Annotated in this window: 29 protein-coding genes and 1 pseudogene; 22 read left to right on the top strand and 8 right to left on the bottom strand. The window is 43.4% G+C overall.

What is annotated here, in order from left to right:
• Window positions 1–11 precede the first annotated feature (11 nt).
• The 4 genes from AC4E8C_RS24265 to pdxK all read right to left on the bottom strand — a co-directional run bounded on the left by AC4E8C_RS24265 (window position 12) and on the right by pdxK (window position 3,140).
• The gene (locus AC4E8C_RS24265; RefSeq protein ID WP_490209183.1) at window positions 12–467 is read right to left on the bottom strand and encodes a cytochrome C; all 456 of its coding nucleotides are present in this window, start codon (window positions 465–467) and stop codon (window positions 12–14) included.
• Window positions 468–1,092: 625 nt separating this feature from the next.
• Entirely contained in the window at window positions 1,093–1,761 is a 669-nt protein-coding gene (gene bshB2 / locus AC4E8C_RS24260; protein WP_490209182.1) for a bacillithiol biosynthesis deacetylase BshB2, read from the bottom strand.
• 20 nt (window positions 1,762–1,781) lie between these two features.
• On the bottom strand, window positions 1,782–2,129 hold the full coding sequence (locus AC4E8C_RS24255) for a YojF family protein (RefSeq protein WP_490209181.1): 348 nt from the start codon (window positions 2,127–2,129) through the stop codon (window positions 1,782–1,784).
• A 171-nt stretch (window positions 2,130–2,300) separates the two neighbouring features.
• A complete protein-coding gene (pdxK, locus tag AC4E8C_RS24250) occupies window positions 2,301–3,140 on the bottom strand; it encodes a pyridoxine/pyridoxal/pyridoxamine kinase (RefSeq protein ID WP_490209180.1) in 840 nt (279 codons plus the stop codon).
• Window positions 3,141–3,624: 484 nt separating this feature from the next.
• On the opposite strand from pdxK, the gene fdhD reads away from it, so the two are divergent.
• From fdhD to AC4E8C_RS24180, 14 genes and pseudogenes are all read left to right on the top strand, one after another.
• Window positions 3,625–4,404 (top strand): formate dehydrogenase accessory sulfurtransferase FdhD, encoded by a 780-nt coding sequence (fdhD, locus tag AC4E8C_RS24245; protein ID WP_490209179.1) that lies wholly within the window; start codon window positions 3,625–3,627, stop codon window positions 4,402–4,404.
• 69 nt (window positions 4,405–4,473) lie between these two features.
• Entirely contained in the window at window positions 4,474–5,046 is a 573-nt protein-coding gene (locus AC4E8C_RS24240) for a twin-arginine translocation signal domain-containing protein (RefSeq protein ID WP_490209178.1), read from the top strand.
• A gap of 12 nt (window positions 5,047–5,058) precedes the next feature.
• Window positions 5,059–7,458 (top strand): annotated as a pseudogene (gene fdnG, locus AC4E8C_RS24235) (formate dehydrogenase-N subunit alpha); the annotation flags it as partial.
• Between the two features lie 2 nt (window positions 7,459–7,460).
• Window positions 7,461–8,285, top strand: coding sequence for a 4Fe-4S dicluster domain-containing protein (locus AC4E8C_RS24230; protein WP_490209177.1), 825 nt, complete (start codon window positions 7,461–7,463; stop codon window positions 8,283–8,285).
• On the top strand, window positions 8,278–9,000 hold the full coding sequence (locus AC4E8C_RS24225) for a formate dehydrogenase subunit gamma (RefSeq protein ID WP_490209176.1): 723 nt from the start codon (window positions 8,278–8,280) through the stop codon (window positions 8,998–9,000). The genes AC4E8C_RS24230 and AC4E8C_RS24225 overlap by 8 nt, the downstream gene beginning before the upstream one ends.
• A gap of 76 nt (window positions 9,001–9,076) precedes the next feature.
• Entirely contained in the window at window positions 9,077–9,886 is an 810-nt protein-coding gene (locus AC4E8C_RS24220; RefSeq protein ID WP_490209175.1) for a formate dehydrogenase accessory protein FdhE, read from the top strand.
• A 14-nt stretch (window positions 9,887–9,900) separates the two neighbouring features.
• The gene (gene mobA, locus AC4E8C_RS24215; protein ID WP_490209174.1) at window positions 9,901–10,500 is read left to right on the top strand and encodes a molybdenum cofactor guanylyltransferase; all 600 of its coding nucleotides are present in this window, start codon (window positions 9,901–9,903) and stop codon (window positions 10,498–10,500) included.
• A gap of 17 nt (window positions 10,501–10,517) precedes the next feature.
• Window positions 10,518–11,750, top strand: a complete 1,233-nt coding sequence (locus AC4E8C_RS24210) for a molybdopterin molybdotransferase MoeA (RefSeq protein WP_490209173.1) — start codon at window positions 10,518–10,520, stop codon at window positions 11,748–11,750.
• Between the two features lie 12 nt (window positions 11,751–11,762).
• Window positions 11,763–13,697 carry a molybdopterin biosynthesis protein gene (locus AC4E8C_RS24205; protein WP_490209172.1) on the top strand — a complete coding sequence of 645 codons (1,935 nt, stop codon included), beginning with the start codon at window positions 11,763–11,765 and terminating at the stop codon, window positions 13,695–13,697.
• The gene (locus tag AC4E8C_RS24200; protein WP_490209171.1) at window positions 13,697–14,164 is read left to right on the top strand and encodes a molybdenum cofactor biosynthesis protein MoaE; all 468 of its coding nucleotides are present in this window, start codon (window positions 13,697–13,699) and stop codon (window positions 14,162–14,164) included. Before AC4E8C_RS24205 ends, AC4E8C_RS24200 begins: the two co-directional genes overlap by 1 nt.
• Window positions 14,157–14,390: a molybdopterin converting factor subunit 1 gene (moaD, locus tag AC4E8C_RS24195; RefSeq protein WP_490209170.1), complete on the top strand. Its 234-nt coding sequence runs from the start codon at window positions 14,157–14,159 to the stop codon at window positions 14,388–14,390. The genes AC4E8C_RS24200 and moaD overlap by 8 nt, the downstream gene beginning before the upstream one ends.
• A 4-nt stretch (window positions 14,391–14,394) precedes the next feature.
• On the top strand, window positions 14,395–15,414 hold the full coding sequence (locus tag AC4E8C_RS24190; RefSeq protein WP_490209169.1) for a thiazole biosynthesis adenylyltransferase ThiF: 1,020 nt from the start codon (window positions 14,395–14,397) through the stop codon (window positions 15,412–15,414).
• Window positions 15,415–15,769: 355 nt separating this feature from the next.
• Window positions 15,770–16,075 carry a YwdI family protein gene (locus AC4E8C_RS24185; RefSeq protein ID WP_490209168.1) on the top strand — a complete coding sequence of 102 codons (306 nt, stop codon included), beginning with the start codon at window positions 15,770–15,772 and terminating at the stop codon, window positions 16,073–16,075.
• 18 nt (window positions 16,076–16,093) lie between these two features.
• A complete protein-coding gene (locus AC4E8C_RS24180; RefSeq protein WP_490209167.1) occupies window positions 16,094–16,465 on the top strand; it encodes a DUF423 domain-containing protein in 372 nt (123 codons plus the stop codon).
• 298 nt (window positions 16,466–16,763) lie between these two features.
• Here AC4E8C_RS24180 and gerQ read toward each other — a convergent pair whose 3' ends face one another.
• On the bottom strand, window positions 16,764–17,258 hold the full coding sequence (gene gerQ, locus AC4E8C_RS24175; protein ID WP_490209166.1) for a spore coat protein GerQ: 495 nt from the start codon (window positions 17,256–17,258) through the stop codon (window positions 16,764–16,766).
• Window positions 17,259–17,512: 254 nt separating this feature from the next.
• The gene (gene hemQ / locus AC4E8C_RS24170; RefSeq protein WP_490209165.1) at window positions 17,513–18,256 is read right to left on the bottom strand and encodes a hydrogen peroxide-dependent heme synthase; all 744 of its coding nucleotides are present in this window, start codon (window positions 18,254–18,256) and stop codon (window positions 17,513–17,515) included.
• A 254-nt stretch (window positions 18,257–18,510) separates the two neighbouring features.
• Between hemQ and pta the strand changes: the two genes are divergently transcribed.
• A complete protein-coding gene (pta, locus tag AC4E8C_RS24165) occupies window positions 18,511–19,482 on the top strand; it encodes a phosphate acetyltransferase (RefSeq protein ID WP_490209164.1) in 972 nt (323 codons plus the stop codon).
• A gap of 86 nt (window positions 19,483–19,568) precedes the next feature.
• Window positions 19,569–20,405 (top strand): octanoyl-[GcvH]:protein N-octanoyltransferase, encoded by an 837-nt coding sequence (gene lipL / locus AC4E8C_RS24160; RefSeq protein WP_490209163.1) that lies wholly within the window; start codon window positions 19,569–19,571, stop codon window positions 20,403–20,405.
• 126 nt (window positions 20,406–20,531) lie between these two features.
• On the opposite strand, the gene AC4E8C_RS24155 is transcribed toward lipL, so the two are convergent.
• Window positions 20,532–21,296 carry an RsfA family transcriptional regulator gene (locus AC4E8C_RS24155; RefSeq protein ID WP_490209162.1) on the bottom strand — a complete coding sequence of 255 codons (765 nt, stop codon included), beginning with the start codon at window positions 21,294–21,296 and terminating at the stop codon, window positions 20,532–20,534.
• Between the two features lie 324 nt (window positions 21,297–21,620).
• Here AC4E8C_RS24155 and AC4E8C_RS24150 point away from each other — a divergent pair, with 324 nt between their 5' ends.
• The 4 genes from AC4E8C_RS24150 to AC4E8C_RS24135 all read left to right on the top strand — a co-directional run bounded on the left by AC4E8C_RS24150 (window position 21,621) and on the right by AC4E8C_RS24135 (window position 24,259).
• Complete coding sequence (locus tag AC4E8C_RS24150; RefSeq protein WP_490209161.1) at window positions 21,621–21,842, top strand: YuzB family protein; 222 nt, start codon at window positions 21,621–21,623, stop codon at window positions 21,840–21,842.
• Between the two features lie 188 nt (window positions 21,843–22,030).
• Window positions 22,031–23,326 carry an HD domain-containing protein gene (locus AC4E8C_RS24145; RefSeq protein WP_490209160.1) on the top strand — a complete coding sequence of 432 codons (1,296 nt, stop codon included), beginning with the start codon at window positions 22,031–22,033 and terminating at the stop codon, window positions 23,324–23,326.
• A gap of 59 nt (window positions 23,327–23,385) precedes the next feature.
• A complete protein-coding gene (locus AC4E8C_RS24140; protein WP_490209159.1) occupies window positions 23,386–23,889 on the top strand; it encodes a YwgA family protein in 504 nt (167 codons plus the stop codon).
• 145 nt (window positions 23,890–24,034) lie between these two features.
• Window positions 24,035–24,259: a hypothetical protein gene (locus AC4E8C_RS24135; RefSeq protein ID WP_490209158.1), complete on the top strand. Its 225-nt coding sequence runs from the start codon at window positions 24,035–24,037 to the stop codon at window positions 24,257–24,259.
• Between the two features lie 43 nt (window positions 24,260–24,302).
• Here the strand turns inward: AC4E8C_RS24135 and thmT are convergent, their stop codons facing one another.
• On the bottom strand, window positions 24,303–24,488 hold the full coding sequence (gene thmT / locus AC4E8C_RS24130) for a 2-hydroxymuconate tautomerase (protein ID WP_490209157.1): 186 nt from the start codon (window positions 24,486–24,488) through the stop codon (window positions 24,303–24,305).
• Window positions 24,489–24,691: 203 nt separating this feature from the next.
• On the opposite strand from thmT, the gene AC4E8C_RS24125 reads away from it, so the two are divergent.
• Window positions 24,692–25,342, top strand: coding sequence for a site-2 protease family protein (locus AC4E8C_RS24125; RefSeq protein WP_490209156.1), 651 nt, complete (start codon window positions 24,692–24,694; stop codon window positions 25,340–25,342).
• Between the two features lie 17 nt (window positions 25,343–25,359).
• Window positions 25,360–25,869 carry a YwhD family protein gene (locus AC4E8C_RS24120; RefSeq protein ID WP_490209155.1) on the top strand — a complete coding sequence of 170 codons (510 nt, stop codon included), beginning with the start codon at window positions 25,360–25,362 and terminating at the stop codon, window positions 25,867–25,869.
• Window positions 25,870–25,885 lie beyond the last annotated feature (16 nt).

The raw sequence follows: 25,885 nt of genomic DNA, 5'->3' as shown, positions 1-25,885 counted from the left end.
CACCTTTGTTCTTATTTAGCTTCAGAAGCTTGTTTTAATAAGTCTAGTACTTGCTGACGTTGATCATCTGTTAATGGATCTTTGCCAATCACGCCGGACATGACGGCCGAAGTTGGCGCTTTCAAAAACTCTTCAATCGGCTTGCCATGCTTTCCTTCCACGTTAACGAATGCTTGGGAAAGATCTGGTCCAACGGCACCGCCTTTTAAATTAAGTGATTCAACGCTGTGGCAGGCAAGACAGCCCCGTTGATTTAAAATATTATCGTCACTGGCAGATGCGCTGGTTGTTGCTGCCTTTTTCGGCTCTTCCTTTGTTTCTTCTGTGGCTGTATCGGCCGCTTTGATTTCGGTTTGTGCTGTTTGCGGCTGTTTGTCAGAATCCCCCATGATGACTGCAAACACGAGATAGCCAAGCCCAAACCCAAGTAAGAGACTAATAGCAAAACTAATAATGGCCTTTTTCACTTTTCCCCCTCCTTAGAATAAAAATGAACACCTTCATCCTAAACGTAATGCAAGCGAAAAATTGTGATGGAGAGCACTATTTTTATATAATTTTTGAACGTTTTGTGAAGTAATGGGGAAGAATTGGTAAATTAAAGGTTTTTGTAAATATGGATAATTTGTGAAAAAAAGAGCCCTTCTTGATAGAAGGGTGATCATGCTGTCGAAAAGCCTTCGATCGCCTAAGATGCTTTGTCCTCCAGCGAGTTACTAGCAAAAATAAGCGGAGATTTTTCGGTTAGAGGCAAAATGCAGCTCGTTTCGAGGTAAATAAGGGGAGGTTTTCCGATTATGCAAAGCAAAACTTCCTATTTGGGAATTTTTCAAGTAAATAGGCGGAATCTCTCCGTCTATTTAAGCCTTTTTTAATAATAATTACTAATTAAGCGGATTTTTTCCGTTTATTTATCTGATCGGGTGCTTAATCTGCCCCCCCAACCGATAAGCGGCACCTCTTGATCCTAGATGGCGGGAATCAGCAGCTTTTAAAGATTATTAAAATGGGTACTCAAAATAAGTATAAAAAAATTGCCGAGAAAAATACCTTTCTCGACAATCAAAGCCTTTCGCGTTGAAGGGCCTCTAGCTATGCAAATTTATAGGTCCAAAACCGTTCGTTGTTGACCCAGACCATCATTTGCGGATCTTGATTTTTTAATTTTTCTTCCATGTCTTTAAGCATCAATTCTGTCTGTGAGCGGTGGGCCCGTATCGCTGCTAATTTCTTATCAGCAACAGGGGTAATATCATTGATAATGTCGGCCTCACCCAGTTCCTCAATACAATTATTAGAGAAAGCAACACAGTGCAGCGTTGGCCGTGCGGCGACTGGTAATTTTTCAACTGCTCTTATGACCGCGGCACCGGTGGCATCGTGATCGGGATGGACCGCATAGCCGGGATAAAACGTGATGATCAGGGAAGGGTTCACTTCTTCAATGATGGAAAGCATAGTATTGGCTAACTTTTCCTCATCCTCAAATTCAATTGTTTTATCGCGGAAACCAAGCATGCGCAAATCTTGGATGCCGATCGCATGGGCGGCTGCCTTTAATTCTTCTTTTCTGATTTTCGGAAGGTTTTCCCGATTAGTAAAAGGGGGATTTCCCATATTGCGGCCCATTTCCCCTAAGGTTAAACAAGCATATGTAACAGGAGTTCCATTCTGTACATGTGTCGCAATGGTCCCGGATACACCAAATGCCTCGTCATCGGGGTGCGGGAAAACGACCAAGACATGACGTTCTTTTTCCATAAAATGATTCTCCCTTCAATTTATTCAAACGGAACAGTACTTATTTCTAATGCCACAGCGAGCTTCCCGTCATTATCATGGCCGGCTAGTAAAAGTTGATTTTCGCCCACTAGTTCAAAGTGGGTAATGCCCTCTGCATAAATCCAGCCTAGATTTATTTTAAGACCTACACGGTACGGACCGTTTCCGGTAATTTTCCCTAATTCATAGCGAACAAGGGCATTTCGAATATACGCTCCAGCAGAAAAGAAAGATTGATCGTGATGTGATGCGTAAGCACCATTGGTTGTTTCTAAGTGAATATATACATCCTGATTGGCAAAGCGGTTGATGGTTTCTTGTACTTTTGTAAGTTCAACTAACTCCAAACGTAACAACTCCTTTCCCTTTAATCCAGTAGTAGATCTCCTCATCTATTCTTATTAAAGAATGTAACTATCATACTAAAATTTGTTAAAAAATGCGAAATCCTTGCTTCATTTAAGTGGAGATAAAAAAAGAGCCGAACCCTTCAGTTCGAGCTCGGCTCACTTTTTTGCTTATGCTTCGCAATCTTCGCAGTACTCCATCACTGGAGCGGGCTTGCGGTAAGCACCGTGCCAGGTAGGTCCTACATATTCATTTAAAGGGAAGCCTTCTTTAATTCCGGCAGAGACAAACTTTTTCGCTACATCAACGGCATCATAGACACTATTTCCTTTAGCAATTTCAGCCGCCACTGCTGCTGAATTGGTACAGCCTGCACCGTGTGTATAATTCGTTTCAATCTTATCGGATTCGTAAATCGTGAATTCCTTTCCATCATAGAGAAGATCCAGAGACTTTTCTTCCGTTTGCAGCTTGCTGCCGCCTTTAATCAGCACGAACTTTGTGCCTTGATCGTGGATTTTTACAGCTGCTTCCTTCATTTCCTCAATGGTTTTAGGTGTTTTCATCCCGGCAAGCTGGCCTGCTTCAAATAAGTTTGGTGTCACGACATAGGCACGTGGAAGAAGTAATTCACGCATGGCTACAGTCGTTTCGGGATTCAAGACTTCATCTTCACCCTTACAAACCATAACAGGGTCAATGACAACCCGCTCTAATTTATGTTCATCGATTTTCCGTGCGACCAACTCAATAATTTCAACAGTGCCAAGCATTCCGGTTTTCATACCGTCAATGCCGACAGACAAAATCGTATCAAGTTGTTTTTCTACTATATTAACATCGATTGGGAACACGTTGTGGTGCCAGCCCTTTGGTTCCATCGTAACAATACAAGTTAAGGCGTTCATCCCGTATACACCAAGCTCTTGGAATGTTTTTAAATCTGCTTGTAGACCTGCCCCGCCGCTTGAATCGGAGCCAGCAATGGTTAAAACTTTTTTAATAGACATCCTGTATTCCTCCTTGGTCATTAAAACACTTCCTACTTATTATAAAACAAATTTGTAAATATAACAGAATTAGAGCATAGAACTTCGTTTCATTTTTTGTCTATCCGCTAATCGTTACAAAAAAACGACAAATCCTCCTTTTATACTATAAACATATCATTAGAGTGATAAATGTTACTTTCAAAAAAGGGGTCTGAACGTACGATAAAGCCAGAAGGTAGTCTTTTTTAAATGAAACCGCTTTCCTGTGAATGCTTAATAATATACCTACCTTGCTTAGATGAAAATAGGTAGAAATTTGTTAGAAATTCGACACATATTGACGTAGGTCTTATTTCACAAGGGAAATTAAGTTTGCGAGTGTAAAAATATCCCATTTTAGACCATGACCCTTGTTGAACTTGTGATAAATGTCGCTGAGTGACATTGGTACTATTTTTACAATGAATAAATAAGGAAAACTTCCTGAGGAGGAGGGAACAGTATGAACCGCAAAGGTTGTCCCGATGAATATCCAATTTCCTTACTGATAAATGGTTTTGAAATAGCCGTGTTTCAACTCACCAAGTATGATCTCGACGATTGGGCTTATGGGTATTTGTTTTCTGAAGGATTTATTCAGAATGCCGAGGAAATCGAGTCGATTACCATAAATGAAGATATGGGCAGCATTCATGTTGAACTAAGCACCCAATTTGATGAAGACCAGTTTTTTTCGAAAAAGAAGCATTACACCGCAGGCTGTGGACGAGGGGTTACCTTCTTTTCCATGACGGATGTAAAAAATTTCTCCCGAGTTTCATCGAGCAAGATGGTTCCATTGAGTTTTTTATTAAAGAAGCAAAGTGAATTTGCACAGAATTCATCCCTTTATCTTGAAACAGGAGGAATGCATGGCGCTTGTATTATTGAGGAGGACGGCACCATCACGATTCGTGAAGATATTGGCCGTCACAATGCTGTCGACAAGATTATTGGTCACGCCTTACGAAAGGGTTTACCACCTGAACGGTTAATGTTACTTACAACCGGAAGGGTTTCATATGAAATGCTCTCCAAAGCTGCTAAATTTGGCTTTCCAGTCATTGGCTCACGCACTGCTGCCACCAAGCAGGCAGTACAGCTGGCAAAATATTTAAATATTGAGGTGGTTGGTTATTTACGAGGGAAAATGGCCACGATTTATACCTCTGCCAGCAGAGTCAAAAATAATCTAACAAACGAACCAGTTTTAGAGAGAAACATTGAAGGGGGGAATCACTAACACACATCTAATAGAAGTTATAGAGAGAAAGACGGGATGTTCTAATCAAGTTTGGGAAGGAGAATAGTGATGGTTGAAATGAATTTAAATCGCCGGCAATTCTTAAAGCTATCCGGTGCTACTGCTGCAACACTTGCGGTTGTGGAACTAGGCTTTAATGATAAAAAGGCCTATGCGGCAACGAAAGAGCTTAAAATTGCCAAAGCAACTGTAACACCAACCATTTGCTGCTTTTGTGGTGTAGGATGCGGAATTCTAGTCCACACCAAAAATAATACTGTGGTTTATACGGAAGGGGATCCGGATAACCCAATTAACGAAGGCAAGCTATGTAGCAAAGGTACAACACTAAGACAAATTTACACATCGGAAAAACGGTTAACAAAACCACTTTATCGCGCACCAGGCTCAAATAAGTGGGAAGAAAAAGATTGGGAATGGATGATCGACACCATTGCTAAACGTACAAAAGATACTCGTGACAAATCATTTGTTGAAGTAGAAAATGGCATCACTGTTAATAAAACCGAAAAGATTGCCAGCCTAGGCGGCGCGGCACTTGATAACGAAGAAACCTATTTAGTGTCAAAATTAATGAGAGGGCTTGGTGTCACCTATTTAGAACACCAGGCACGAATATGACATAGTTCTACGGTTGCCGGTCTGGCACCTACATTTGGTCGTGGAGCAATGACAAATCACTGGAATGACCTACAGTGGACGGATTGCGCCCTTATTATGGGAGCAAACCCTGCTGAAAATCATCCAATTAGCTTTAGATGGCTGACAAAAGCAAAAGAAAAAGGAGGCAAAATCATCAGTGTCGATCCGCGTTATACACGTACCTCGGCAGTTTCTGATATTTATGCACCGCTCCGTTCCGGTACAGATATTCCGTTTGTCGGCGGTATGATTAAATATGCTATTGAAAATAATCTCATTCACAAAGAGTATGTTGTGAAATATACCAATGCTTCCTTTATCGTCAAAGAAGGCTATGACTTTAATGATGGTCTTTTCTCCGGCTATGACGAAGCAAAACGAGTTTACGATAAAACAAAATGGGTAATTGAAACAACTCCAGATGGAAAGCCTGTCCAGGATGAAACGCTAGAGCATCCACGTTCTGTTTTCCAATTAATGAAAAAGCACTACTCCCGTTATGATATTGATACCGTTACATCCGTAACCGGTACATCAAAAGAAGATTACCTCAAGGTTTGTAAGGCATTCTGTGAAACAGGTAAAGTCGGTAAAGCCGGTACGATTCTATACGCAATGGGTACAACCCAGCATACAGTCGGTTCGCAAAACGTTCGGATTTTCGCAATTATCCAGCTTCTATTAGGGAATATCGGTTTACCTGGCGGTGGAATCAATGCGATGCGCGGGGAATCAAACGTACAAGGCTCAACAGACTTTGGATTACTATGGGATAACTTAACCGGTTACCTCGCAGCACCGAAAGCAACTGTTCCTGAACATGCTACACTTGCGGGCTACTTGAAAAAGGAAACACCGCCATCAGGCTATTGGAGCAACAAACCGAAGTTTGTGGTCAGCTTATTGAAATCGTGGTATGGCAATAGCGCCAATGCACAAAACGAGTTCGGTTATCAATTCCTACCTAAAGGCAATAAAAACTATTCACATATTAACTTATTTAAAGCGATGTACAACAATGAGCTAGAGGGTGCCTTCTTATGGGGTACAAACCCGGTTGTCGGCGGTCCAAATGCCGGCAAGGAAAAAGAAGCACTTGGCAACTTAAAATGGATGGTGGCGGTTGATCTTTGGGAAACAGAAACATCCGCATTCTGGCAAAAAGAAGCCGGCAGTGACCCAGCAAAGATTAATACAGAAGTATTCTTGCTCCCTGCATGTTCTTCTTTTGAAAAGGAAGGCAGTATTTCCAACAGCTCACGCTGGATGCAATACCGCTGGAAAGCAATTGAGCCAAAAGGCGAATCTCGTCCTGACCTTGATATCATTCATGAACTAACTCTTAAGTTGAAAAAACTTTATGCTAATAGTCCTAAATCTGCAGATCAGCCATTTTTAGCACTTGATTGGAATTATGGTACAGGTGAAGTGCCAGATCTTGATGCGATTGCAAAAGAAATCAATGGCTATGATCTCAAAACTGGAAAATTAATGAAGACTTTCGGCGATTTAAAAGATGATGGCACCACTTCAAGCGGGAACTGGATTTATTCCGGATTCTATCCTGAAGAAGGTAAAAACCTATCTCAACGCCGTGATAGTAAGGACACAGGCGGCGGAAACTTCTTGAACTGGTCATTCGCATGGCCTGCAAACCGCCGGATTCTATATAACCGTGCTTCTGCCGATCCAAACGGTAAACCATGGAGCAAGGAAAAGGCTGTTATTTGGTGGGATGCTGTTCAGAAGAAATGGGTTGGCAACGATGTTCCTGACTTTAAGGCAGTCACCGCTCCAACAGAACCAGGCGGCACAGGCGCATTCATGATGAACAAAGATGGGGTAGCGTTATTATTTGCCCCAACGATGAATGATGGTCCGTTCCCTGAACACTATGAACCATTTGAAAGTCCTGTACCAAATGCCTTCTCATCGGTTAATTTAAACCCAGCGGTGGTCATTAATGAAGGCGACTTTAACAAAAAGGGCTTCAAAGTCGACTATCCGATTGTTGCAACCACCTATCGGGTAAGTGAACACTGGCAGTCCGGGACAATGACACGGAACCAAGAATGGCTTTCAGAAATTGCCCGCTACATGTTTGTCGAAATTAGTGAGGAATTGGCAAAAGAAAAAGGAATCACCAATAAAGATAAAATCATTGTTACCTCAGCACGAGGCGAAATTGAAGCCTATGCAATGGTAACTAAGCGCTACAAACCATTTACAATCAAAGGCAAAAAGGTGCACCAAATCGGAATGCCGTGGAATTTTGGATTTAAGGGATATGCAAAAGGGGCTACAGCAAACCGCCTGACTCCACACATTGGGGATGCCAACACGATGATTCCAGAATATAAAGCATTCCTTTGCGACATAAGGAGGGCTTAACGATGGCTGAATATGTAAAATATGTTGATGTAACCAAATGTGACGGCTGTAAAGCGTGTATGGTTGCTTGTAAAAACTGGAATGACCTCCCTGCAGAGGTAACTGAATTTCAAGGCAGTGTTCAGTCACATCCGAAAACAAGCGCCGATACTTGGAATGTCCTTCAGTACATCGAGCACGAGAATGGCAAGGGGGACCTGGAATACTTATTCCGCCATTCCTCCTGCTTCCATTGTGAACAGGCAGCCTGTGAAAAGGTATGTCCGGAGAATGCCATCAGCTACACGAAGTTTGGTACAGTTGTTATAGATCATGATAAATGTGTAGGTTGCGGATATTGCGTGGAAAACTGTCCATTTGAAGTGATCTCTTTAAAAACCTATAAAGACAAAAACGGCAAAGAGTATAAAAAATCACAAAAATGTACGATGTGTACGGACCGCTTGGAAGAAGGCTTACAGCCTGCCTGCGTCACTACTTGTCATACAGATGCCATGCAGTTTGGCAAAAAAGCTGAGATGCTGGCAAAAGCTGAGAAGCGCTTAAGTGAAATCAAAGGCCGTTTCCCTAATGCCAATATTTATAACCCACAAAGTGTTGGCGGCACACATACTGTGTATGTGCTTGCTGAAAGACCAAGTGTATACGGACTTCCTGAAAGCCCTAAGGTACCAACATCAGCAATACTTTGGAAAGACTACGCACAGCCAATCGGAAAAGCGATGATTGGAGCAACAACCATGGCAGTTGTCGGAGCGTTTATTACCAATAATATTATTAGCAAACGATCAAAAGGCAAGGAAGATGGGGGTGAAGGTCATGAGTAATTATCAGAAACATCCAAAGGCAAATGAACAAATCCGCCGTTTTCCAAAGGCATTTGTTTGGGCGCATGCGATAAATGGAATTGCCTTCTTTGCTCTTTATATTACGGCCTTGCCAATGTATACCGAATTCTTTGACTGGCTATATCCGGTATTAGGCGGTCCAGCTAGGGCAAGGTTACTGCACAGGATTTTCGCGGTTATATTCATATCACCTACTTTCATCTTACTGATATTCAGTCCGAAATTCTTTATGCATTGGATGAAGGAATTAATTACTTGGAAAAAACGCGATCTTCAATTTTTTAGTGAATTCGTTAAAGAATTGTTTGGATTTAACTTTAAGCATATACGACAAACTTTCTTTAATGCCGGAGAAAAGATCAACTCAGTTATCCAGATTTTCTGTGCCATCTTGGTTATTGCATCAGGATTTACAATGTGGTTCCCTGACTTCTTCCCAAGAGCAGTCGTTCAATGGGGCTACTTCCTTCATAATGTTGGTTTCGGATTAGGAATTGCCGTTATTGTGGGACACGTCTACCTCAGTGTGGTTCACAAACACTCAAGACCAGGCTACTCTGGAGTTGTCACAGGTAAAGTTCCTGCTTGGTGGGCAAAAGGCCACTATCCAGACTGGTATGATGAAGAAGTCAAAAAAGGCAACTTCCCTAACTTGGATGACCCTAAAGGTCCTAAGCACAAAAAAGGGGCTTAGCTATAAAAAAAGGATGGCTGTCGAATGTTTGACAGCCTTTCCTTTTAAAAAAACATAAAAAAGAGGTGTGACAACGATGATGAAATCCGTTGTTTCAAAAGAATATCAGGACCTGCAAAAAGAAATCGTTCAGCTTCAAGAAAAATGGAAGCAGCAAATTGATCCAGAAACGATTAGACCGAACCTTGATAAAGCTGCCATGGAGGCAGGAGTGCCTGCTGCTGCATTAACGGCTATTGATTTTGAAATTTCCCTATTCTTACAGTGGATAGAGGAAATAAATGCCACTCTAAGTCATCGTAATCCTGACCTTGCGCCTAAGCTTACTAATATCAGCAGCTTACTTAATGAGGAAACAGCGGTCCGCTGGATTGAAGAGGCCTTCGCGTTTAATCATGTTTATTTTACCAGCTTCGCCGCCGACCATGGACTGGAAGAATGGGTTCCCCAATTCCTCGCTGAGACGGCCCTTCGCCCATACTTACAATTAATAGCTGAAAAAGTCCAGCCTGAAATAGAGCGGGCAGTACCAGGAGCAGGCTGCCCTGTTTGCGGCGAACCCATCCGATTAGCCACTCTTGCAGAAGAAGGCAAAAAAGTCGTTCACTGCCCACGCTGCCTTGCTCATTGGCACGCAAAGCGCTTGGAATGCTCTCATTGTGGCAGCGATGACCATAAAAAAATTCAGTTTTTAACAATAGAAGGCGACGCAGCTTCCCAAATTCAAGTTTGCGAAGAGTGCAACGGCTATATTAAAATTATTGATACAAGGCAATATATTACGAAACCGTCAGCTGCTTTGTTGGATTTAAATTCGATCCACCTTGATTTTGTCGCACAGGATCATGGCTATAACGCCGTCGGTGAGAAACAAGAAAAGAATTAAGTAGGTGGCAGATCATGAAAGCTGCAGCGATTATTTTAGCAGGCGGCAAATCCAGCCGGATGGGTCAGAATAAAGCATTGCTAAAAATAAATGAAAAAACGAATATTGAGAGAATTCAGGAGACGCTTAAACTTCGGTTTGATGATATAATTTTAGTAACCAACGAACCAGAGGAATATAGTTTCCTAGAATTGAAAATGGCTGCTGATCATTATCCAGGAATGGGGCCGCTCGCCGGTGTTCATGCCGGCTTACTCGCTTCCGATTATGATATTAATTTTATAGTCGCCTGTGATATGCCGTTTGTGTCAGTAGAACTGGCGAATGTGCTGGTCAACCAGTGCCGCGACTATGATGCCGTCATACCTGTCATTAATGGAAAGCAGCAGCCGTTATTTTCCGTTTTTAAAAAGGCGGCGGCTGCCAAGGTTGCCGAAAGGATTGAAACAGGGCAGCTGCGAATGAAACATCTCTTAGAGCAATTAAATGTTTTATATGTAACGGAAAAGGAACTGCAGATGTATAGTACAATGGATTTAGAGAAAGTCTTTTTTAATATGAATCACCCACATGAATATGAAGATGCCATTAGGTTGGCCAAGGGAGACCGTTAAGGGGGAGTAAGGGAACCATGCAATTTTTCAAAGTGAAAACAGTTGAAGAAACATTTACCTTAATAGAAGAAAACATACCGGCGATTAAGCAAACAGAGGTGAGGGAGCTTGCTTTAGCCTTACACCATATTTTAGCCGAGCCGGTGATTGCAAAGGAAAATGTGCCGAGCTTTGATCGCTCAACTGTCGACGGCTATGCCGTCCGAGCGAAGGATACGTATGGTTCCACTGAATCCATGCCAGGTTTTCTAAATCTGGCAGGCGAAGTAAAAATGGGCGAGGTTCCTGAGGCGATCGTTAGTCAAGGGGCTGCCGTTTATGTTCCAACCGGCGGTATGCTGCCAAAGGGCAGCGACAGCGTCATTATGATTGAACACTGCGAGGACTTAGATGGCCTCTTAAATACCTATAAACAAGTTGCCCCAGGGGAAAATGTGATTCGCGCGGGTGAGGATATTAAAGAAGGAGAAATTCTCCTTCAAAAGGGGTCGAAACTACGGCCGCAAGAATTAGGTGCGCTGGCCTCTTTAGGGGTCACCCATGTAAGCGTCTACCGCCCGTTAAAGGTTGGTTACCTTTCATCAGGTGATGAAATCGTCCCTTACCAAACCGAAACCCTTCAGGAAGGGCAAATTCGTGATATCAATTATTTAACGGTTGCCGGTCTGGCCCAGGAGTGGAATGTCGAAGTGGTGTACGGCGGAATTGTCCATGATGATTACGATGAGATTCGCCAAAGGGCGCGGGCGCTCTATGATCAGGTGGACTGTTTAATTCTCTCCGGCGGCAGTTCCGTCGGCGCAAAGGATTATACCACGGAAGTTATTCAATCGTTAGGGGACCCAGGCGTATTCGTTCATGGCATTTCGATTAAACCTGGTAAACCGACGATTCTAGCATTGGCAGATGGGAAGCCCGTCATTGGTCTGCCGGGACACCCCGCCAGTGCGATGATTATTTTTAAACTTTTCGGTGAGCGGATTTTACGAAAGCTTAAAGGTGAAAAAATCGAGCACAAACCCGAGCGTATTTTTGCAAAAATAACCAAAAACATCCCGTCATCAATGGGACGAGCTGATTATATCCGCGTTTCTCTTTTTGAAAAAGAGGGCGAATGGTGGGCCGAGCCAATCCTCGGGAAATCCGGCTTAATTACTACATTAGTCAAAAGTGACGGCATTGTAGAGATTAGTTCAGAAAAAGAAGGGATTTCACAGGGTGAATACGTACCTGTGATTCCATCAAGGTAAGGGGTCTTAATCATGGAACAGAAACAGTACAGACGGAAAATTTATTTAGAAGACAAACCCCGAGCGGAAGCGAGAGAAGAAATTCTGCACGCCTTTCAGCAGACCTCTGATTGTGAAGTAATCTCTGCTGTTGACGCACTAGGCCGTGTAACGGCCGAGCCCATCTTTGCGCATGTATCAATGCCGCATTACCACGCTTCGGCAATGGACGGAATTGCGGTTGTGGCCGAAAGCACCTACGAAGCCCATGAACACCGTCCACTCCAATTGAAGCTGGGCGAACAATTTGTCGTGGTCGATACCGGTAACGCGATTCCTTCACCATTTAATGCCGTGATCATGATCGAAAATGTCCATATTATTGACGAGGAAACCGTTGAAATTATTGAACCGGCCACCCCATGGCAGCACATCCGCCCAATTGGCGAGGATATCGTTCAAGAGGAAATGCTCTTTTCACAAGGGCATAGGTTACGGCCAGCGGATTTGGGCATTCTCTTGGCCGCACAGCAGCTTCAAGTTCCCGTTGTGAAAAAGCCAGTCGTCACCATTATTCCGACCGGTAATGAATTAATTGAACCAGGTACGGCCCTCTCTTCTGGCAAAATTATTGAATTCAATGGGACGGTGTTTGCCGGTTTTGTGAGGGATTGGGGCGGCGAGCCAAAATTGCATGGGATTGTCAAAGATGATCCGGAAAAGATTAAAGCAGTTCTATTAGAAGCAGCTGAAACGTCTGATATTATCGTGATTAATGCCGGTTCATCGGCAGGCCGAAAGGATTTTACGGTCCATATTATCGGTGAAATCGGCGAGGTCTACACCCATGGGGTCGCCGCACGGCCAGGCAAGCCGGTTATTTTAGGAAAAATAAACGGAAAAATTGTCGTCGGTGTGCCAGGCTATCCTGTATCCGCATATTTGGCGCTCGAGTGGTTTGTGCAGCCGCTAATCTGCAAGTATTTAGGAATTCCTGTACCGAAAAGACAAACAGTATCCGTTAAGCTCGGCCGCCGCATTGTTTCATCCATGGGGGCTGAGGACTTTGTCCGCATGAATATCGGCTATGTGAATGGACAATATGTCGCCACCCCGCTTACGAGAGCAGCAGGCGTCACCATGTCCTACGTCCGTGCAGACGGCCTGTTAATTGTCCCTTCAAACGTCAGCGGCTATGAACAGGGCGAATTTGCCGAGGTAGAACTTTTGCGGCCGCTTGAAGAAATCAAAAAAGCAGTTGTCTTCTGTGGCAGCCATGATATGACGATTGATTTGTTATCCTCCGAGCTGAAACGCTTACGGACAGATAAAAAAATTGTCTCTTCCCATGTCGGCAGCATGGCTGGCATTATGGCGATTCGAAAAGGCGAGGCCCATGTAGCGGGTATTCATTTACTTGACCCAAGCAGCAAACAATATAATATTTCCTATGTAAATAGAATTTTAGCGGGACAAGACATTATCCTGTATCCTTTTTTAAAAAGGAAGCAAGGCTGGATCTTGCCACAAGGGAATCCCCTTGAAATAACGAACGTCACAGATTTAGTCCGGGCACACGCCAACTTTGTGAACCGGCAAAAAGGAGCGGGCACCCGCATCTTATTTGATTTACTGCTCGACGAGGCGAGCTTTACCGCCGAGGAGATTACCGGCTACGACCGCGAAATGTTCTCTCATTTAGCCGTTGCGGCGGAAGTAAAGGGTGACGAACGTGGTGCCGGGCTGGGCATCTATCCTGCTGCAAAAGCGATGGGCTTAGATTTTATTCCGGTTGCTGATGAGGAATATGATTTACTGATGACCCGCAGCTTCTATGAAAGCGAAAGCGGACGTGAGTTAATTGCTATCATTCAGTCGCCTGCCTTTAAAGAGCAGGTTGAAAAAATTGGCGGTTACCAAGTGGTCGAAAATGCAGTGCCAAAGCCACTGGCCGAAGAGGTGAAATAATGAAACTATACGAAATTTCTAAAGAACCGATTAATATACAAACAGTCATCGATAAGGTGGTTCAGCGTGAAGCTGGTGCGATTACCACCTTCATTGGGACGGTCCGGGAATTAACAAAGGGCAGAAAGACGTTATTTCTAATTTATGATGCCTATGAAGCCATGGCTGTGAAGAAGCTCGAGCAGATTGGCCGGGAAATTGAAGAGCGCTGGGAAGGATCGCGTGTGGCCATTACACACCGCGTCGGCCGCTTAGACATAACGGATGTTGCCGTTGTGATTGCGGTATCCACACCGCACCGCGCTGATGCCTATGATGCCAACCGCTATGCGATTGAACGAATTAAAGAAATTGTCCCTATTTGGAAAAAGGAACATTGGGAAGACGGTGAGTCCTGGATGGGCAACCAGCTGGAAACAGTCTCATATCCAACAGGAAAACCTGAGGCAGGTGATTTAGATGAATAAGGTCCTATTTTTTGCCCATTTGCGTGATGCGGTGGGGAGTGAGTCTTTATCGCTTGAGGTCAGCGGAAAAACTGTTGCTGATTTGAAGGCTGAACTGGCCGCGAAATATGATCTTCCTCGGATGGAAACGGTCATGACGGCCATTAATGAAGAGTTTGCCGCAAATGATGAGGTTATCTCTGATGGTGATGAGATTGCGTTTATTCCACCGGTAAGCGGGGGTTGATTCAATGAACGAACGGTATTCCAGGCAAGTTCTTTTTCCGGGAATCGGCAAAGACGGACAAGCAAAGATTCGTCAGAAGCACGTCCTCATTATTGGGGCTGGAGCACTTGGCTCCGGCAGTGCGGAAGTATTAACCCGGGCCGGGGTTGGCAAACTGACCATTATCGACCGAGATTACGTGGAAGCGAGCAATTTGCAGCGCCAGCAGTTATACACGGAAGAGGATGTGGCGGAAAAACTTCCAAAGGCTGCAGCGGCTGAAAAGCGGCTCCGTGCGATTAATTCCGATGTGGACATACGAGCGATTATTGGGGATGCAACAGTAGAAGTGTTTGAGGAGCTTGCGGTTGGCGTGGATCTTATGCTGGATGCAACGGATAATTTTGAAACGCGGATGCTGATGAATGACATCTCCCAAAAGTACAACATTCCGTGGATTTACGGTGCCTGTGTCGGCAGTTATGGGATGAGTTTTTCGATTATTCCTGGAAAAACGCCATGCTTAAATTGCCTGTTACGGTCGATCCCGCTTCAAGGCATGACTTGTGATACAGGCGGAATTATTTCTCCCGCTGTGCAGATGGTGATTGCCCACCAAACAGCGGAAGCCTTGAAAATGTTGGCTGAGGACTGGGAGGCGGTTCGCACCACTTTCGTCAGCTTTGATGTCTGGCGGAATCAATATACTAGTTTAAAAATGTCAAAGGCGAAGTTTGCCGGCTGCTTGTCCTGCGGCGAGGAACGGACCTATCCTTACTTGGATGAAGAGAATAGGACCAAAACCACGGTTCTATGCGGCCGGGATACGGTGCAGATTCGTCCCTCTAAACAGGGGGAAATCTCGCTTGAACGGCTCGCTGGGCAGCTGAGTATCTTAGGCTATCAAGTAAAAGGAAACCCCTATTTGATTTCCGTTGAAATGGGTGAGGAACGAATGGTCATTTTTCAAGACGGACGCGCCCTGATCCATGGAACAAAGGATTTGACGCATGCCAAATCCATTTACCAGAGAATATTAGGCTAGTTTGAACCCCGTACCGTGTGTGGTGCGGGTTTTTGCTTGCTTGGGGGAGGGGTTTTCCAAAAATTTGAGGGATTCTACAAAAAAGTAGGAGGATTCTACAAATATTAGAAGGATTCTACAAAAGACATGTGGGATTCTACAAAAATTAGATTTATTCTACAAATATTTAGGTGGATTCTACAATTCGTAAAAACATCTCCCCGATACCTAAATAACCAAACTCTTCATCGGCCTTAATCTGCAAACTTTCGACATGTTCCACGTGAAACATGTCGACTAGGGCTGGGTTAGAATTTCGTAATTTCGTCGATAATCATGTAAAATAGGGACGAGACAAAAAATAGAGGTGTCGCTCGTGAATATATCTGTCGATAAACTACTAGGTAAAATAGAAAACGAATTAAAGCTGGCGAAAAGCAGCACGAAGGAAGAAAGCTTGCGGGAAAAAGTTTACTCTATTAAAATATTATGCGAGTTGATTTTAGATGAAAAACAGGCCGCAGTGACGCAATCGAAACCTGTGCAGCCGGTTATACCACCACAAGTTTACCAACAACCAATTATGACCCAACAAGTATTTCAGCAATCACCAACCTTACAACAGCCCAAAAAACTAGAGATGGAAGACGAAGCCAATGGGGATTCGTTGTTTGATTTTTAAAAGTGGAGGGATTTTTACATGAAAACTTTTATTATTGTGGGTGCCATTAATGCCTTTTTGGCTGTAGCACTCGGAGCCTTTGGTGCACATGGCCTGAAGGATAGACTTGATGCACATTACTTAGAAATTTGGAAAACCGGCGTTACCTATCAAATGTTCCATGCAACCGGAATTTTAATCATCGGTTTGCTGCTCGGGAAAGTTGCGGCCAGCTCAGTTTTCACTTGGTCCGGCTGGTTAATGCTCGCGGGAATCATTTTATTTAGCGGCAGCTTGTACCTTTTAAGCCTAACAAAGGTTGGCGTGTTGGGTGCGATTACACCAATTGGCGGGGTGTGCTTTTTAGCAGCCTGGGTGTTAATGATTGTCGGTGCAGTTAAGAACTTTTAAAAAAATAAGGCATTGGGTTAAAAATCCCAATGCCTTTTCTCATTGTCCAGCTCCAGCGCCCTAGCAGCTAGTGTCCTTCGCTCTCCGCCCTACGATAAGTCAAGCACGAATGCGCCTCCGGCTCTTCGTGTTTCCTTTATCGCGTTTAACGGGCAGTAGATTCTCAACTGCCCGTAAGAACCCGATCGGTTTAACTAACAATCAGCGAGAAGAACATTCGCTGATTGAAGTTTCACCTTATCTCAGTTGGAGCGCTCCAGTCCATACGCTGCTGACCAGGGCGCTTCCGCTTTTCTGTTTATCGTGGCGGGAAAGTCGACATGGTTGGCCCGCCGCCGAATGGATATTCATACTCAATTTCTTCTGCAAAGGTAATATAGTCGACAGCTACCATCGGGATGAGGTAACGTGTGCCGGCTTGGGGGTCACTTAAGATAACATGATCTCTTCCAGCTGCCTCAATGATTCCTGTGAATTCCTTGGCATTCCATTGATTGTTTCCTTCGAAGGTAGCGAATAAATGCACCAATTTCCCTTTATTTAAGCGCAAAATATTTTCGATGTATGACTGCTCAATTGGCAGCATGCCTTGCCCGCCGCCAGCACCCCCTGGTGGCAGTGATGATGGCATCCCGCCAGTGCCCCCGCCACCTGCTCCAGCTGGTGGAAATTGCGGGAATCCTTGTTGTGGCATAAACCCACCTTGCCCGACGTTTGTCATTGGCTGTGCTCCTTGCTGGCCGGCAGCCCCCGTATAAGGCTGAAATCCTTGAGGATTGTAATATTGGCTCATCCTTTTCCCTCCTAATAAGTAAATAACTTGTGTTTTTGGTGATAAACGTCTAGCCCAACATTCTATTCATACTCCTATGACCCCATATTGGTTACAGATGGAAGACGGTTTCTCACCTCGTTTTTGATGAGACTTTCGGAGCTTTCTTTAGACTCGCTGTTTAAATAGTATGAGGAAATGAGGGGGAATATGACTTAGTGAAAAGCAAAAAAAAAAGCTCTCAAGCTAAGCCTGAGAACTTTTTTTAAAAGATATTATACATGAAGGAAGTTAGATACGCTTTCTTCCTCTAATAGATTACCAACAAAGAAAGCTCCAAATTCACCATAGCGGGCGCTTACTTCATCAAAGCGCATTTCATAAACGAGCTTTTTAAATTGAAGGACATCTTCGGCGAACAGAGTTACGCCCCATTCATAATCATCAAAGCCAACTGAGCCAGTAATGATTTGCTTTACTTTCCCAGCATATGTACGGCCAATCATTCCATGACTGCGCATGAGACTGCGGCGTTCCTCCATCGGCAGCATGTACCAGTTATCATTGCCTTGACGGCGTTTGTCCATTGGATAAAAGCAGACATGCTTCGCTTTTGGCAGGATTGGGTATAGGCGAGATTGGACATATGGATTTTGGTAGGGATCCTCGTCCGATGGCAAATAGTTGCTTAGCTCTACAACTGACACATAGGAATGGGCAGGAAGCGTAAATTCAGCTAATTTGGTTTTATTAAATTCTGTTTCAATTGCGTTAAGCTCTTCCATTGTTGGGCGTAAGATCATCATCATAAAATCAGCTTTTTGGCCGACAATTGTATATAAAGCATGGCTGCCTTCTTTACGTTCTTGCGTTTCGTTCCAGCGTTCCACCATACTTAAAAACTCCTGAATGGCGGACTCGCGCTCATCACTCGGAAGCATTTTCCAAGTGGTCCAATCAACAGTACGGAAATCATGCAGGCAATACCAGCCGTCTAGCGTTTGTGCTGCTTCACTCATTCGTATCACTCCTAAATAATCAAACTTAAACCTACGTTTACTATACCATAGTTTGACCCATTGACGCTCTTTTGAAACTCTAATTGAAGGTTAGTGGATAATTTTACGAAAAGGGGTACATAGTAAACATGTGAGTGTAATTTTTTGAAAACAAAAACTTCTTAGTGAAACCGTTGTCAGTAACCAAGATGACTTGAATTTTTACCTTGGTAAAGTATGCTAGAAGAGGTAGTTTTTTTAAGGAGGATATAGTTGTGAGTGATTTGTTTGAAGGTTTAAAGCAAAAAATTTCTGGCCGTAATTTACGAATTGTTTTTCCAGAAGGTACGGATGAAAGAATTGTTCGCGCAGCTGGTCGTTTAGCTGAGGAAAAGTTAATGACGCCAATCTTAATTGGCAATATCGAACAAGTACAGGCAAAAGCGCAAGAGGTTGGCGTTTCGTTAGAATCTGCTGAAATTTATGATCCTGCAAGCTTCGCAGGAATGGATGAATTAGTAGCCTCATTTGTTGAACGCCGCAAAGGCAAAGCAACCGAAGAGGATGCCCGTAAAATATTGTTGGATGAAAACTATTTTGGCACTATGCTTGTGTATACAAATAAAGCAAACGGTCTTGTCAGCGGTGCCGCACATTCTACAGCAGACACTGTTCGTCCGGCCTTACAAATTATTAAAACTAAAGCAGGCGTAAACAAAACATCCGGCGTATTCATCATGGTGCGTGAGGATGAAAAATATGTGTTCGCTGATTGTGCGATTAATATTGCTCCAGACAGCAATGACTTAGCAGAAATTGCGATTGAAAGTGCGAAAACAGCGGAAATGTTTGATATCGAGCCACGCATTGCGATGTTAAGTTTTTCAACAAAGGGTTCAGCAAAATCGCCTGAGACTGAAAAGGTTGCAGAAGCAGTGGCTGAAGCCAAACGCCGTGATGCTTCATTAGTTTTAGACGGAGAATTCCAGTTTGATGCGGCATTTGTTCCATCTGTTGCAAAAAGCAAAGCGCCAGGTTCCGTGCTCCAAGGGGATGCCAACGTATTTATCTTCCCAAGCCTGGAAGCAGGAAATATCGGCTATAAGATTGCCCAGCGTTTAGGCGGCTTTGAAGCGGTAGGTCCGATTTTACAAGGCTTAAACGCACCGGTAAACGACCTTTCACGCGGTTGTAACGAAGAAGATGTGTACAAGCTTGCTTTAATTACAGCAGCGCAAGGATTATAATTTGTATGAGGAGCCGGTCCAAGGTGGGCTGGCTCTTTTTTAAACGTTTGTTAAAGTTGATCAATTTGAAATAAGGAGTTATATCGATGGAAGGTTTACTGCGTCAGCCGGAGTGGCGGGTCATTGACCAGTCGGCGGTGGGGATTCATTTTCAAGCACTGCAATCATTTGGAACCGATGATACGTTATGTGCGTCGATCGGTGCGGGCGAGGCACCGGCGACAGCGCGGACCTGGGTACATCACAACACGGTCGTTTTAGGAATCCAGGATACGAGACTGCCATTTTTGCAGGAAGGCATTCAATTTTTAAAGAATAAGGGCTATCAGTCTATTGTTAGGAACTCAGGCGGACTTGCGGTCGTGCTCGATGAGGGTGTCCTGAATATTTCATTGATTTTTCCAGAAACGGAAAAAGGAATTGATATTAATCGCGGCTATGATGTGATGTGGCATTTGATTCAACAGATGTTTGCGGACTTCCCGGAGCAAATTGAAGCGCGGGAAATTGTCGGCTCGTATTGCCCGGGAAGTTATGACCTAAGTATTAACGGGAAAAAGTTCGCAGGAATTTCACAGCGCCGCCTTCGACGTGGGGTCGCGGTGCAAATTTATCTCGGTGTTAATGGCAGCGGTGAAGAACGGGCTGAAATGGTCAGACAGTTTTATCAGTTGGCTAAACGAGACGAGCAAACCAAATTTGCCTACCCGGAGATTGTCCCTGGGGTGATGGCTACCCTGTCAGAATTGCTCGGAACACCGCTGACGATTGGCGATGTCATGCTTCGTTTATTACAGCAGTTAAAAGCGCATAGCGACTTTTTGTTTACAGGGCAATTGAACGAGTACGAGCTTGGGTTATTTCCTGGATATTATCAACGGGTCATTGACCGCAATGAGAAAATTGCCGACATGGCGGATTAGTAGCCGGGGCCATAATCAACTTTACACTATAAAAAAACCGTAAACCGTGGCAGTGATTTACGGGTTTACGGTTCTTTTATATAAAGTTGCTGCGCTTTGCTCTTCTCCCTATGTCCTCTATAAAGGCTATTCCGCTACTTTTTCTAGATTGCCATTGCGATCCATTTTGAATTTAGTTGCCGGTCTTTCTTCTTCTTCAAATAAGACAAGCTTGCGGGCTCGATTCATAATTTTCATTAACGTCTCGTAATCTTCTTGGATCGTTTCTGTATTTTGCTCAAGTCCCTCTATTTTTGCAGCCATCTCATGGTTTTGCTTGCGTAACTCGGCAATTTCTCTCTTCAATCTTTCATTCTCACTTTTTAATGCTTCATTTTGCAGATTTGCATGATGAAAGTTTTGTAAGTAAGAAATAACAGAATCCAGTGTTAGGCCGCCAGATGGCGCTGTTTGCCGGTAGGCTGGTGCAGCTGGTTTGTAGCTTGAAACCTCAGGTACAACATTCGTTTCTACCGCCATTTCAGCCATCATGTCCGGCATATCCATTGTCGTTTCGATCGGCATTTCTACCTGTAATGGTGCCAGTGTTTCAAATTCATCTGAAGCAGTCACTGGTGGATTGTAGAGTAATTTTTTCTTGCCGCCTTGATCTTTGCCTAAAACTCTTTGTCTTTGTTTTCGCTGCTTTTTAGCTAATTGCAAGGCTTTTTCATAGGTATGACGAACCACGGCGTTCCATCTGAACCCACAAGCAGCCGAGGTGCGGTTAAGTTTGTCACCTACCTCTTCAAATGCGTTTAGCTGGGTACTGCCTTCTCTCACATGTCGGAGAACTGTTTCTGCTAATAGGAGATCATCCTCATCTGTCCATGCGTCTTGACGAACTTTCATATGCTTCAACTCCCTAAAGTAATGTACAATTTGCCAGTCCAATTTCTGACGGTTTTAATTAAAGTTCTAGTCTTAGGATGGACAAGTTTTTCAGGCTTTATACCAAAATGATTGAAAGGATAGTAGATTTTTTAACTCAAAGATTTAGGACGTTTGCCAAGAGTTGTTAATGATTGCAACTTGCATTGAAAAAAAAGAAACTGTAAAATTACCAATGGAGTTAGACAGGCATTAAGTGTCTGGTTTTTTAAAAAGTTACTTTTATGCTGATGGGAAAAAATAATGATTATATAATAGATTGACCGTAGAAAGGGTTGTTTTAGAATGTCCAACGAATTTCGTGTTTGTGATGATTGCCAGGCCGTGAATTTAAAGACATTAATCCCTCGTTTGAAAGAAATCGATCCGGACGCCGACATCAAAATCGGCTGCCAATCCTATTGCGGCCCTGGCCGGAAAAAGACCTTTGCGTTTGTCAATAACCGCCCAGTCGCTGCCCTAACAGAAGAGGAATTAATGGAGAAAGTAAATAAAAAGATCAAGTAATCACCTTAGAGAGTACGTAGGGTGATTTTTTCTTTCTACTACATGGAAATGTTGTAAATGGTGCCTGACACCAGTTGTCGAAAAATACTGGGGAATTTTGTTGGTATTTGGTATATAATAGGAGTACTAAAACACTGACCGCTTGATTGACAGGCATGGTAGGAATGTAATGAGGAAGAGGGAATTTGATGCAATATTCTGCAGAGAAATTGTTTGAAGAAAAAGTATTTAAAGATCCCGTCCATCGCTATGTCCATGTACGTGACCTGGTTATCTGGGATTTGATTGGCACAAAGGAGTTTCAGCGCCTGCGCCGAATAAAGCAGCTGGGAACAACCTTTTTAACCTTTCATGGCGCGGAGCATAGCCGGTTTAACCATTCACTCGGCGTCTATGAAATTGTCCGCCGCATCATCGATGATGTATTTGCCGGCCGGCCGGAATGGAATAACGATGACCGCCTTCTCACCCTTTGTGCTGCCCTTCTCCACGACCTTGGGCATGGACCGTTTTCCCACTCCTTTGAAAAAGTATTCGACTTTGACCACGAGGACTTAACACGTGCGATTATTTTAGGCGATACCGAGGTCAATAAGGTGCTCTTAAGGGTCAGCCCTGACTTTCCCGTCCAAGTGGCAGAAATTATCGCTAAGACGTCAGCCAAAAAACTGGTTGTCAGCATGATTTCCAGTCAAATCGATGCTGACCGGATGGATTATTTGCAGCGGGATGCTTATTTTACCGGCGTCAGCTACGGGCAGTTTGATATGGAGAGGATTTTGCGCGTAATGCGTCCGCGCGAAGATCAAGTGGTGATTAAAAAAAGCGGGATGCATGCGGTTGAGGACTATATTATGAGCCGCTACCAAATGTATTGGCAGGTTTATTTCCATCCTGTTTCCCGCAGTGCGGAAGTCATTTTGACAAAAATCCTCCACCGGGCCAAACAATTATTTGAAGAAAATTATGCCTTTAAACATGAACCGCTTCATTTCACTTCCATTTTTCATGGGAATGTAACGTTAGAAGACTATTTAAAATTGGATGAATCGGTGATCCTCTATTATTTTCAAATTTGGCAGGAGGAGAATGATTCGATTTTAAGTGACCTTTGCCGTCGCTTCGTCAATCGTAATCTGTTCAAATACACAGAATTTGACCCTGCAAAAGAATATAAAAAACTAGCTGAACTCACCCTTTTGTTTGAAAAGGCAGGGATTAATCCAGAATATTATTTGGTTGTCGATTCATCTTCAGACTTGCCATATGATTTCTATCGGCCTGGCGAGGAAGAAGAGCGTCTCCCGATCAACTTATTAATGAAAAATGAGGAATTACGAGAGCTTTCGAGGGAATCAGAAATTGTTGATGCTATTTCTGGGAAACGAAGAACGGACCACAAGCTCTATTATCCAGCCGATTTCCTTAATGATGATAGCACTGAAAAAGAGCTAAAAAAGCAAATTCGTGCCCTTTTAGACTAGTAAAAAAGGTGAATATATTAGAAATGGTGCCTGACACCCGGAGTAGGAGATGACAAGAGTTGTTAAATGATCACGCGAAGCTGATGCAGGCGATTAGGGTTTCTGGTGAGATTACCGGGAGAAAAAAGCTGCAAAAGATGATTTATATAGCGAAAAAGGTTGATTTTCCTTTTCATGAACGGTTCCAGTTCCATTTTTACGGTCCTTATTCGGAAGAATTGACGACGAGAGTGGAAGAACTTTGTAATATGGGATTTCTCAATGAAGTGAAAGAGAAAAAGGGCGGCTATTTTCAATATCGCTACACGTTGACCGATACGGGGAAAGAATTTCTGAGCCTGAATGAAGTCGAGATGCCATTCCTGCAAGATTGCTTTATTGATATGAACGAACAGAATGCTAGATTCCTCGAACTTGTTTCGACGGTTTTATATTTTGATAATCTTTCAAAAGAAGAAGTTATGGACAAGGTGTTTACCTTAAAAGCAAAGCAGCATTATACAGAAGAAGAAATTGATGAAGCCTATCATTATATAGAGTCTTTAAAAGCAAAAGTTCAATAAGTGGATCGAACCATTTGGATAAGGAAAATTCCAAGTGGTTTTTTTATGCGGAAACTGCATTAATTCAATACTCAATTAATTAATTATCTGCTATGATTTGTCTATGATGTAAAAATTTTACTATTTATGAAGGAGGATGCTTGTTATGACTGGAACGATTGCAGTAGTGATGGCATTGGGGATTCCAATCACCGCTATATTAACACACCATTTTCAAAAACTGTCCAAAATGAAGGCCAACATGCTGAAGGATGAGTTGGAGCTTGAAAAATTAAAACATCAAAATTTCCTAATTGAGACAGAAAAGATGAAGCTTGAGCTGGAAAAAATCAAGATTGACAGTCCAAAAGATGATGTAAAGTTTATCTAACATAAAAAGAGTGTGAAAATTGCTTCACACTCTTAAATGAATATTATTTGTCGCTTGCGCGAACACCTGCAACACCGTAGTGATTTTTGGACATTTCTTCGATAAAGACAGTGACGTTTTCTTTTGGAGCGCCTGTAGTTTCGCTGACGGCGTCGGTTACTTTCGCTACTAACGCGCGCTTTTGATCCTCACTGCGGCCCTCAAGCATTTTAACGGTAACGTATGGCATCGAACTTCCTCCTTTTTATGTACTACTTGTAGTTTTCCATAAATGATTGAAAAGTGCAACAAAGGTTGCGTGTTTGATTTTCTTTTTATACTAGATATCAGTTATACTTAAAGAAATACAGAACCTATAATAAGAAAAACGGAGGCAGGCCATATTTACTCAGGGGACCCTTCCATCCGTAAAAGAGGGAAGGAGAAATCATATTGGAACGATTTCTGGCATATTCACTAACGGAACTGCCGTATGTGGCCATTACGCTGATCTTTGCCTTTACATTCCATGAGTTTGCCCATGCCTATGTTGCTTATAAGTTCGGAGACCATACTGCCAAGAAGCAAGGGCGTTTAACATTAAATCCGCTCAAGCATCTCGACCCGTTCGGCACGTTGTTAATATTAATTGCAGGTTTTGGCTGGGCCCGTCCTGTTCCGGTCAATCGCTTTTTCTTTAAAAAGCCGCGGCTGGCAGGCGTACTGGTATCCTTCGCGGGACCGCTCAGCAATCTCATCTTAGCAGCGATTGGCTTTATCATTGCCTATGGGTCAAGTCGATTTGGTTTATCACTTTCAGATAACTTTGTTAACTTTTTAATGATTTTTATCAATCTGAACCTCGTGCTATTCATCTTTAACCTGCTGCCGCTTCCGCCGCTTGATGGTTATCGAATTGTCGAGGACCTTGCTCCCAACCATATGCGGGCGAAAATGACACAGTATGAGCAATATGGAACATTAATCTTTCTAATTTTAGTGATTACACCATTAAGCCGCTTCACGATTCAGCCGATTTTCAACGAAGTTATTCCTTGGACATGGTTTGTACTTGGTAATTTCATCAAAGGGATATTTATATAAGGAGGCCCGCAAGACAAATGGAAGAAAATAAGAAAAAACTTGGCTTTAATATTATAAAAAGTGACCCAACCGATGGGCACAAGGGGTTTGGCAAAGGGGCTTTAAGCCTTGACAATGTATCACCCGTCATCATTGATGTCGAAGCAGGCGAGGCTGAGATTGATGTCGGCGCCATGCACGCCCGCAGTGTCGTCGAAAAGGGAATTAAGTTTTTGAAAACTAAAGAAGAAGTTCCAAACGGGAAACCGTACTGGCTGGTCTGGGTGACGATTGACCGGATGGAGGAAGGTCCCTATTATGCGGGGGTAACGGCTTGTTTTATGACCGTTGACCGCGAGATCCGCCGCGGCTATAAATCCCTGCCGGAACATGTGAATAAGATGGATAAGTCGTTGAAGCGTCATATCATGGTGGATGAAATGGATGACAAGTCTAAAAGGGTACTAGCAAACTTCCTCCGTAACCATAATGAAGTGCTCTGGAATAACTCTACCGACGAACTGAAAAAAGGCTTATTAGCAGAATAGCGGCCAAACGTACTAT

This window comes from Neobacillus sp. SRL179 (assembly GCF_984799095.1).
Note: the sequence above shows the minus strand (reverse complement) of the source record. Positions and strands in the feature narration are given on the sequence as shown.

What these genes read in the sequence shown, in the direction of transcription:
- bshB2 (WP_490209182.1), bottom strand. Translation starts at nt 1,761, where the DNA reads ATGGAAAAAGAACGTCATGTCTTGGTCGTTTTCCCGCACCCCGATGAC.
- pdxK (WP_490209180.1), bottom strand. Translation starts at nt 3,140, where the DNA reads ATGTCTATTAAAAAAGTTTTAACCATTGCTGGCTCCGATTCAAGCGGC.
- fdhD (WP_490209179.1), top strand. Translation starts at nt 3,625, where the DNA reads ATGAACCGCAAAGGTTGTCCCGATGAATATCCAATTTCCTTACTGATA.
- AC4E8C_RS24240 (WP_490209178.1), top strand. Translation starts at nt 4,474, where the DNA reads ATGGTTGAAATGAATTTAAATCGCCGGCAATTCTTAAAGCTATCCGGT.
- AC4E8C_RS24230 (WP_490209177.1), top strand. Translation starts at nt 7,461, where the DNA reads ATGGCTGAATATGTAAAATATGTTGATGTAACCAAATGTGACGGCTGT.
- AC4E8C_RS24225 (WP_490209176.1), top strand. Translation starts at nt 8,278, where the DNA reads ATGAGTAATTATCAGAAACATCCAAAGGCAAATGAACAAATCCGCCGT.
- AC4E8C_RS24220 (WP_490209175.1), top strand. Translation starts at nt 9,077, where the DNA reads ATGATGAAATCCGTTGTTTCAAAAGAATATCAGGACCTGCAAAAAGAA.
- mobA (WP_490209174.1), top strand. Translation starts at nt 9,901, where the DNA reads ATGAAAGCTGCAGCGATTATTTTAGCAGGCGGCAAATCCAGCCGGATG.
- AC4E8C_RS24210 (WP_490209173.1), top strand. Translation starts at nt 10,518, where the DNA reads ATGCAATTTTTCAAAGTGAAAACAGTTGAAGAAACATTTACCTTAATA.
- AC4E8C_RS24205 (WP_490209172.1), top strand. Translation starts at nt 11,763, where the DNA reads ATGGAACAGAAACAGTACAGACGGAAAATTTATTTAGAAGACAAACCC.
- AC4E8C_RS24200 (WP_490209171.1), top strand. Translation starts at nt 13,697, where the DNA reads ATGAAACTATACGAAATTTCTAAAGAACCGATTAATATACAAACAGTC.
- moaD (WP_490209170.1), top strand. Translation starts at nt 14,157, where the DNA reads ATGAATAAGGTCCTATTTTTTGCCCATTTGCGTGATGCGGTGGGGAGT.
- AC4E8C_RS24190 (WP_490209169.1), top strand. Translation starts at nt 14,395, where the DNA reads ATGAACGAACGGTATTCCAGGCAAGTTCTTTTTCCGGGAATCGGCAAA.
- AC4E8C_RS24180 (WP_490209167.1), top strand. Translation starts at nt 16,094, where the DNA reads ATGAAAACTTTTATTATTGTGGGTGCCATTAATGCCTTTTTGGCTGTA.
- gerQ (WP_490209166.1), bottom strand. Translation starts at nt 17,258, where the DNA reads ATGAGCCAATATTACAATCCTCAAGGATTTCAGCCTTATACGGGGGCT.
- hemQ (WP_490209165.1), bottom strand. Translation starts at nt 18,256, where the DNA reads ATGAGTGAAGCAGCACAAACGCTAGACGGCTGGTATTGCCTGCATGAT.
- lipL (WP_490209163.1), top strand. Translation starts at nt 19,569, where the DNA reads ATGGAAGGTTTACTGCGTCAGCCGGAGTGGCGGGTCATTGACCAGTCG.
- AC4E8C_RS24155 (WP_490209162.1), bottom strand. Translation starts at nt 21,296, where the DNA reads ATGAAAGTTCGTCAAGACGCATGGACAGATGAGGATGATCTCCTATTA.
- AC4E8C_RS24150 (WP_490209161.1), top strand. Translation starts at nt 21,621, where the DNA reads ATGTCCAACGAATTTCGTGTTTGTGATGATTGCCAGGCCGTGAATTTA.
- AC4E8C_RS24145 (WP_490209160.1), top strand. Translation starts at nt 22,031, where the DNA reads ATGCAATATTCTGCAGAGAAATTGTTTGAAGAAAAAGTATTTAAAGAT.
- AC4E8C_RS24135 (WP_490209158.1), top strand. Translation starts at nt 24,035, where the DNA reads ATGACTGGAACGATTGCAGTAGTGATGGCATTGGGGATTCCAATCACC.
- thmT (WP_490209157.1), bottom strand. Translation starts at nt 24,488, where the DNA reads ATGCCATACGTTACCGTTAAAATGCTTGAGGGCCGCAGTGAGGATCAA.
- AC4E8C_RS24120 (WP_490209155.1), top strand. Translation starts at nt 25,360, where the DNA reads ATGGAAGAAAATAAGAAAAAACTTGGCTTTAATATTATAAAAAGTGAC.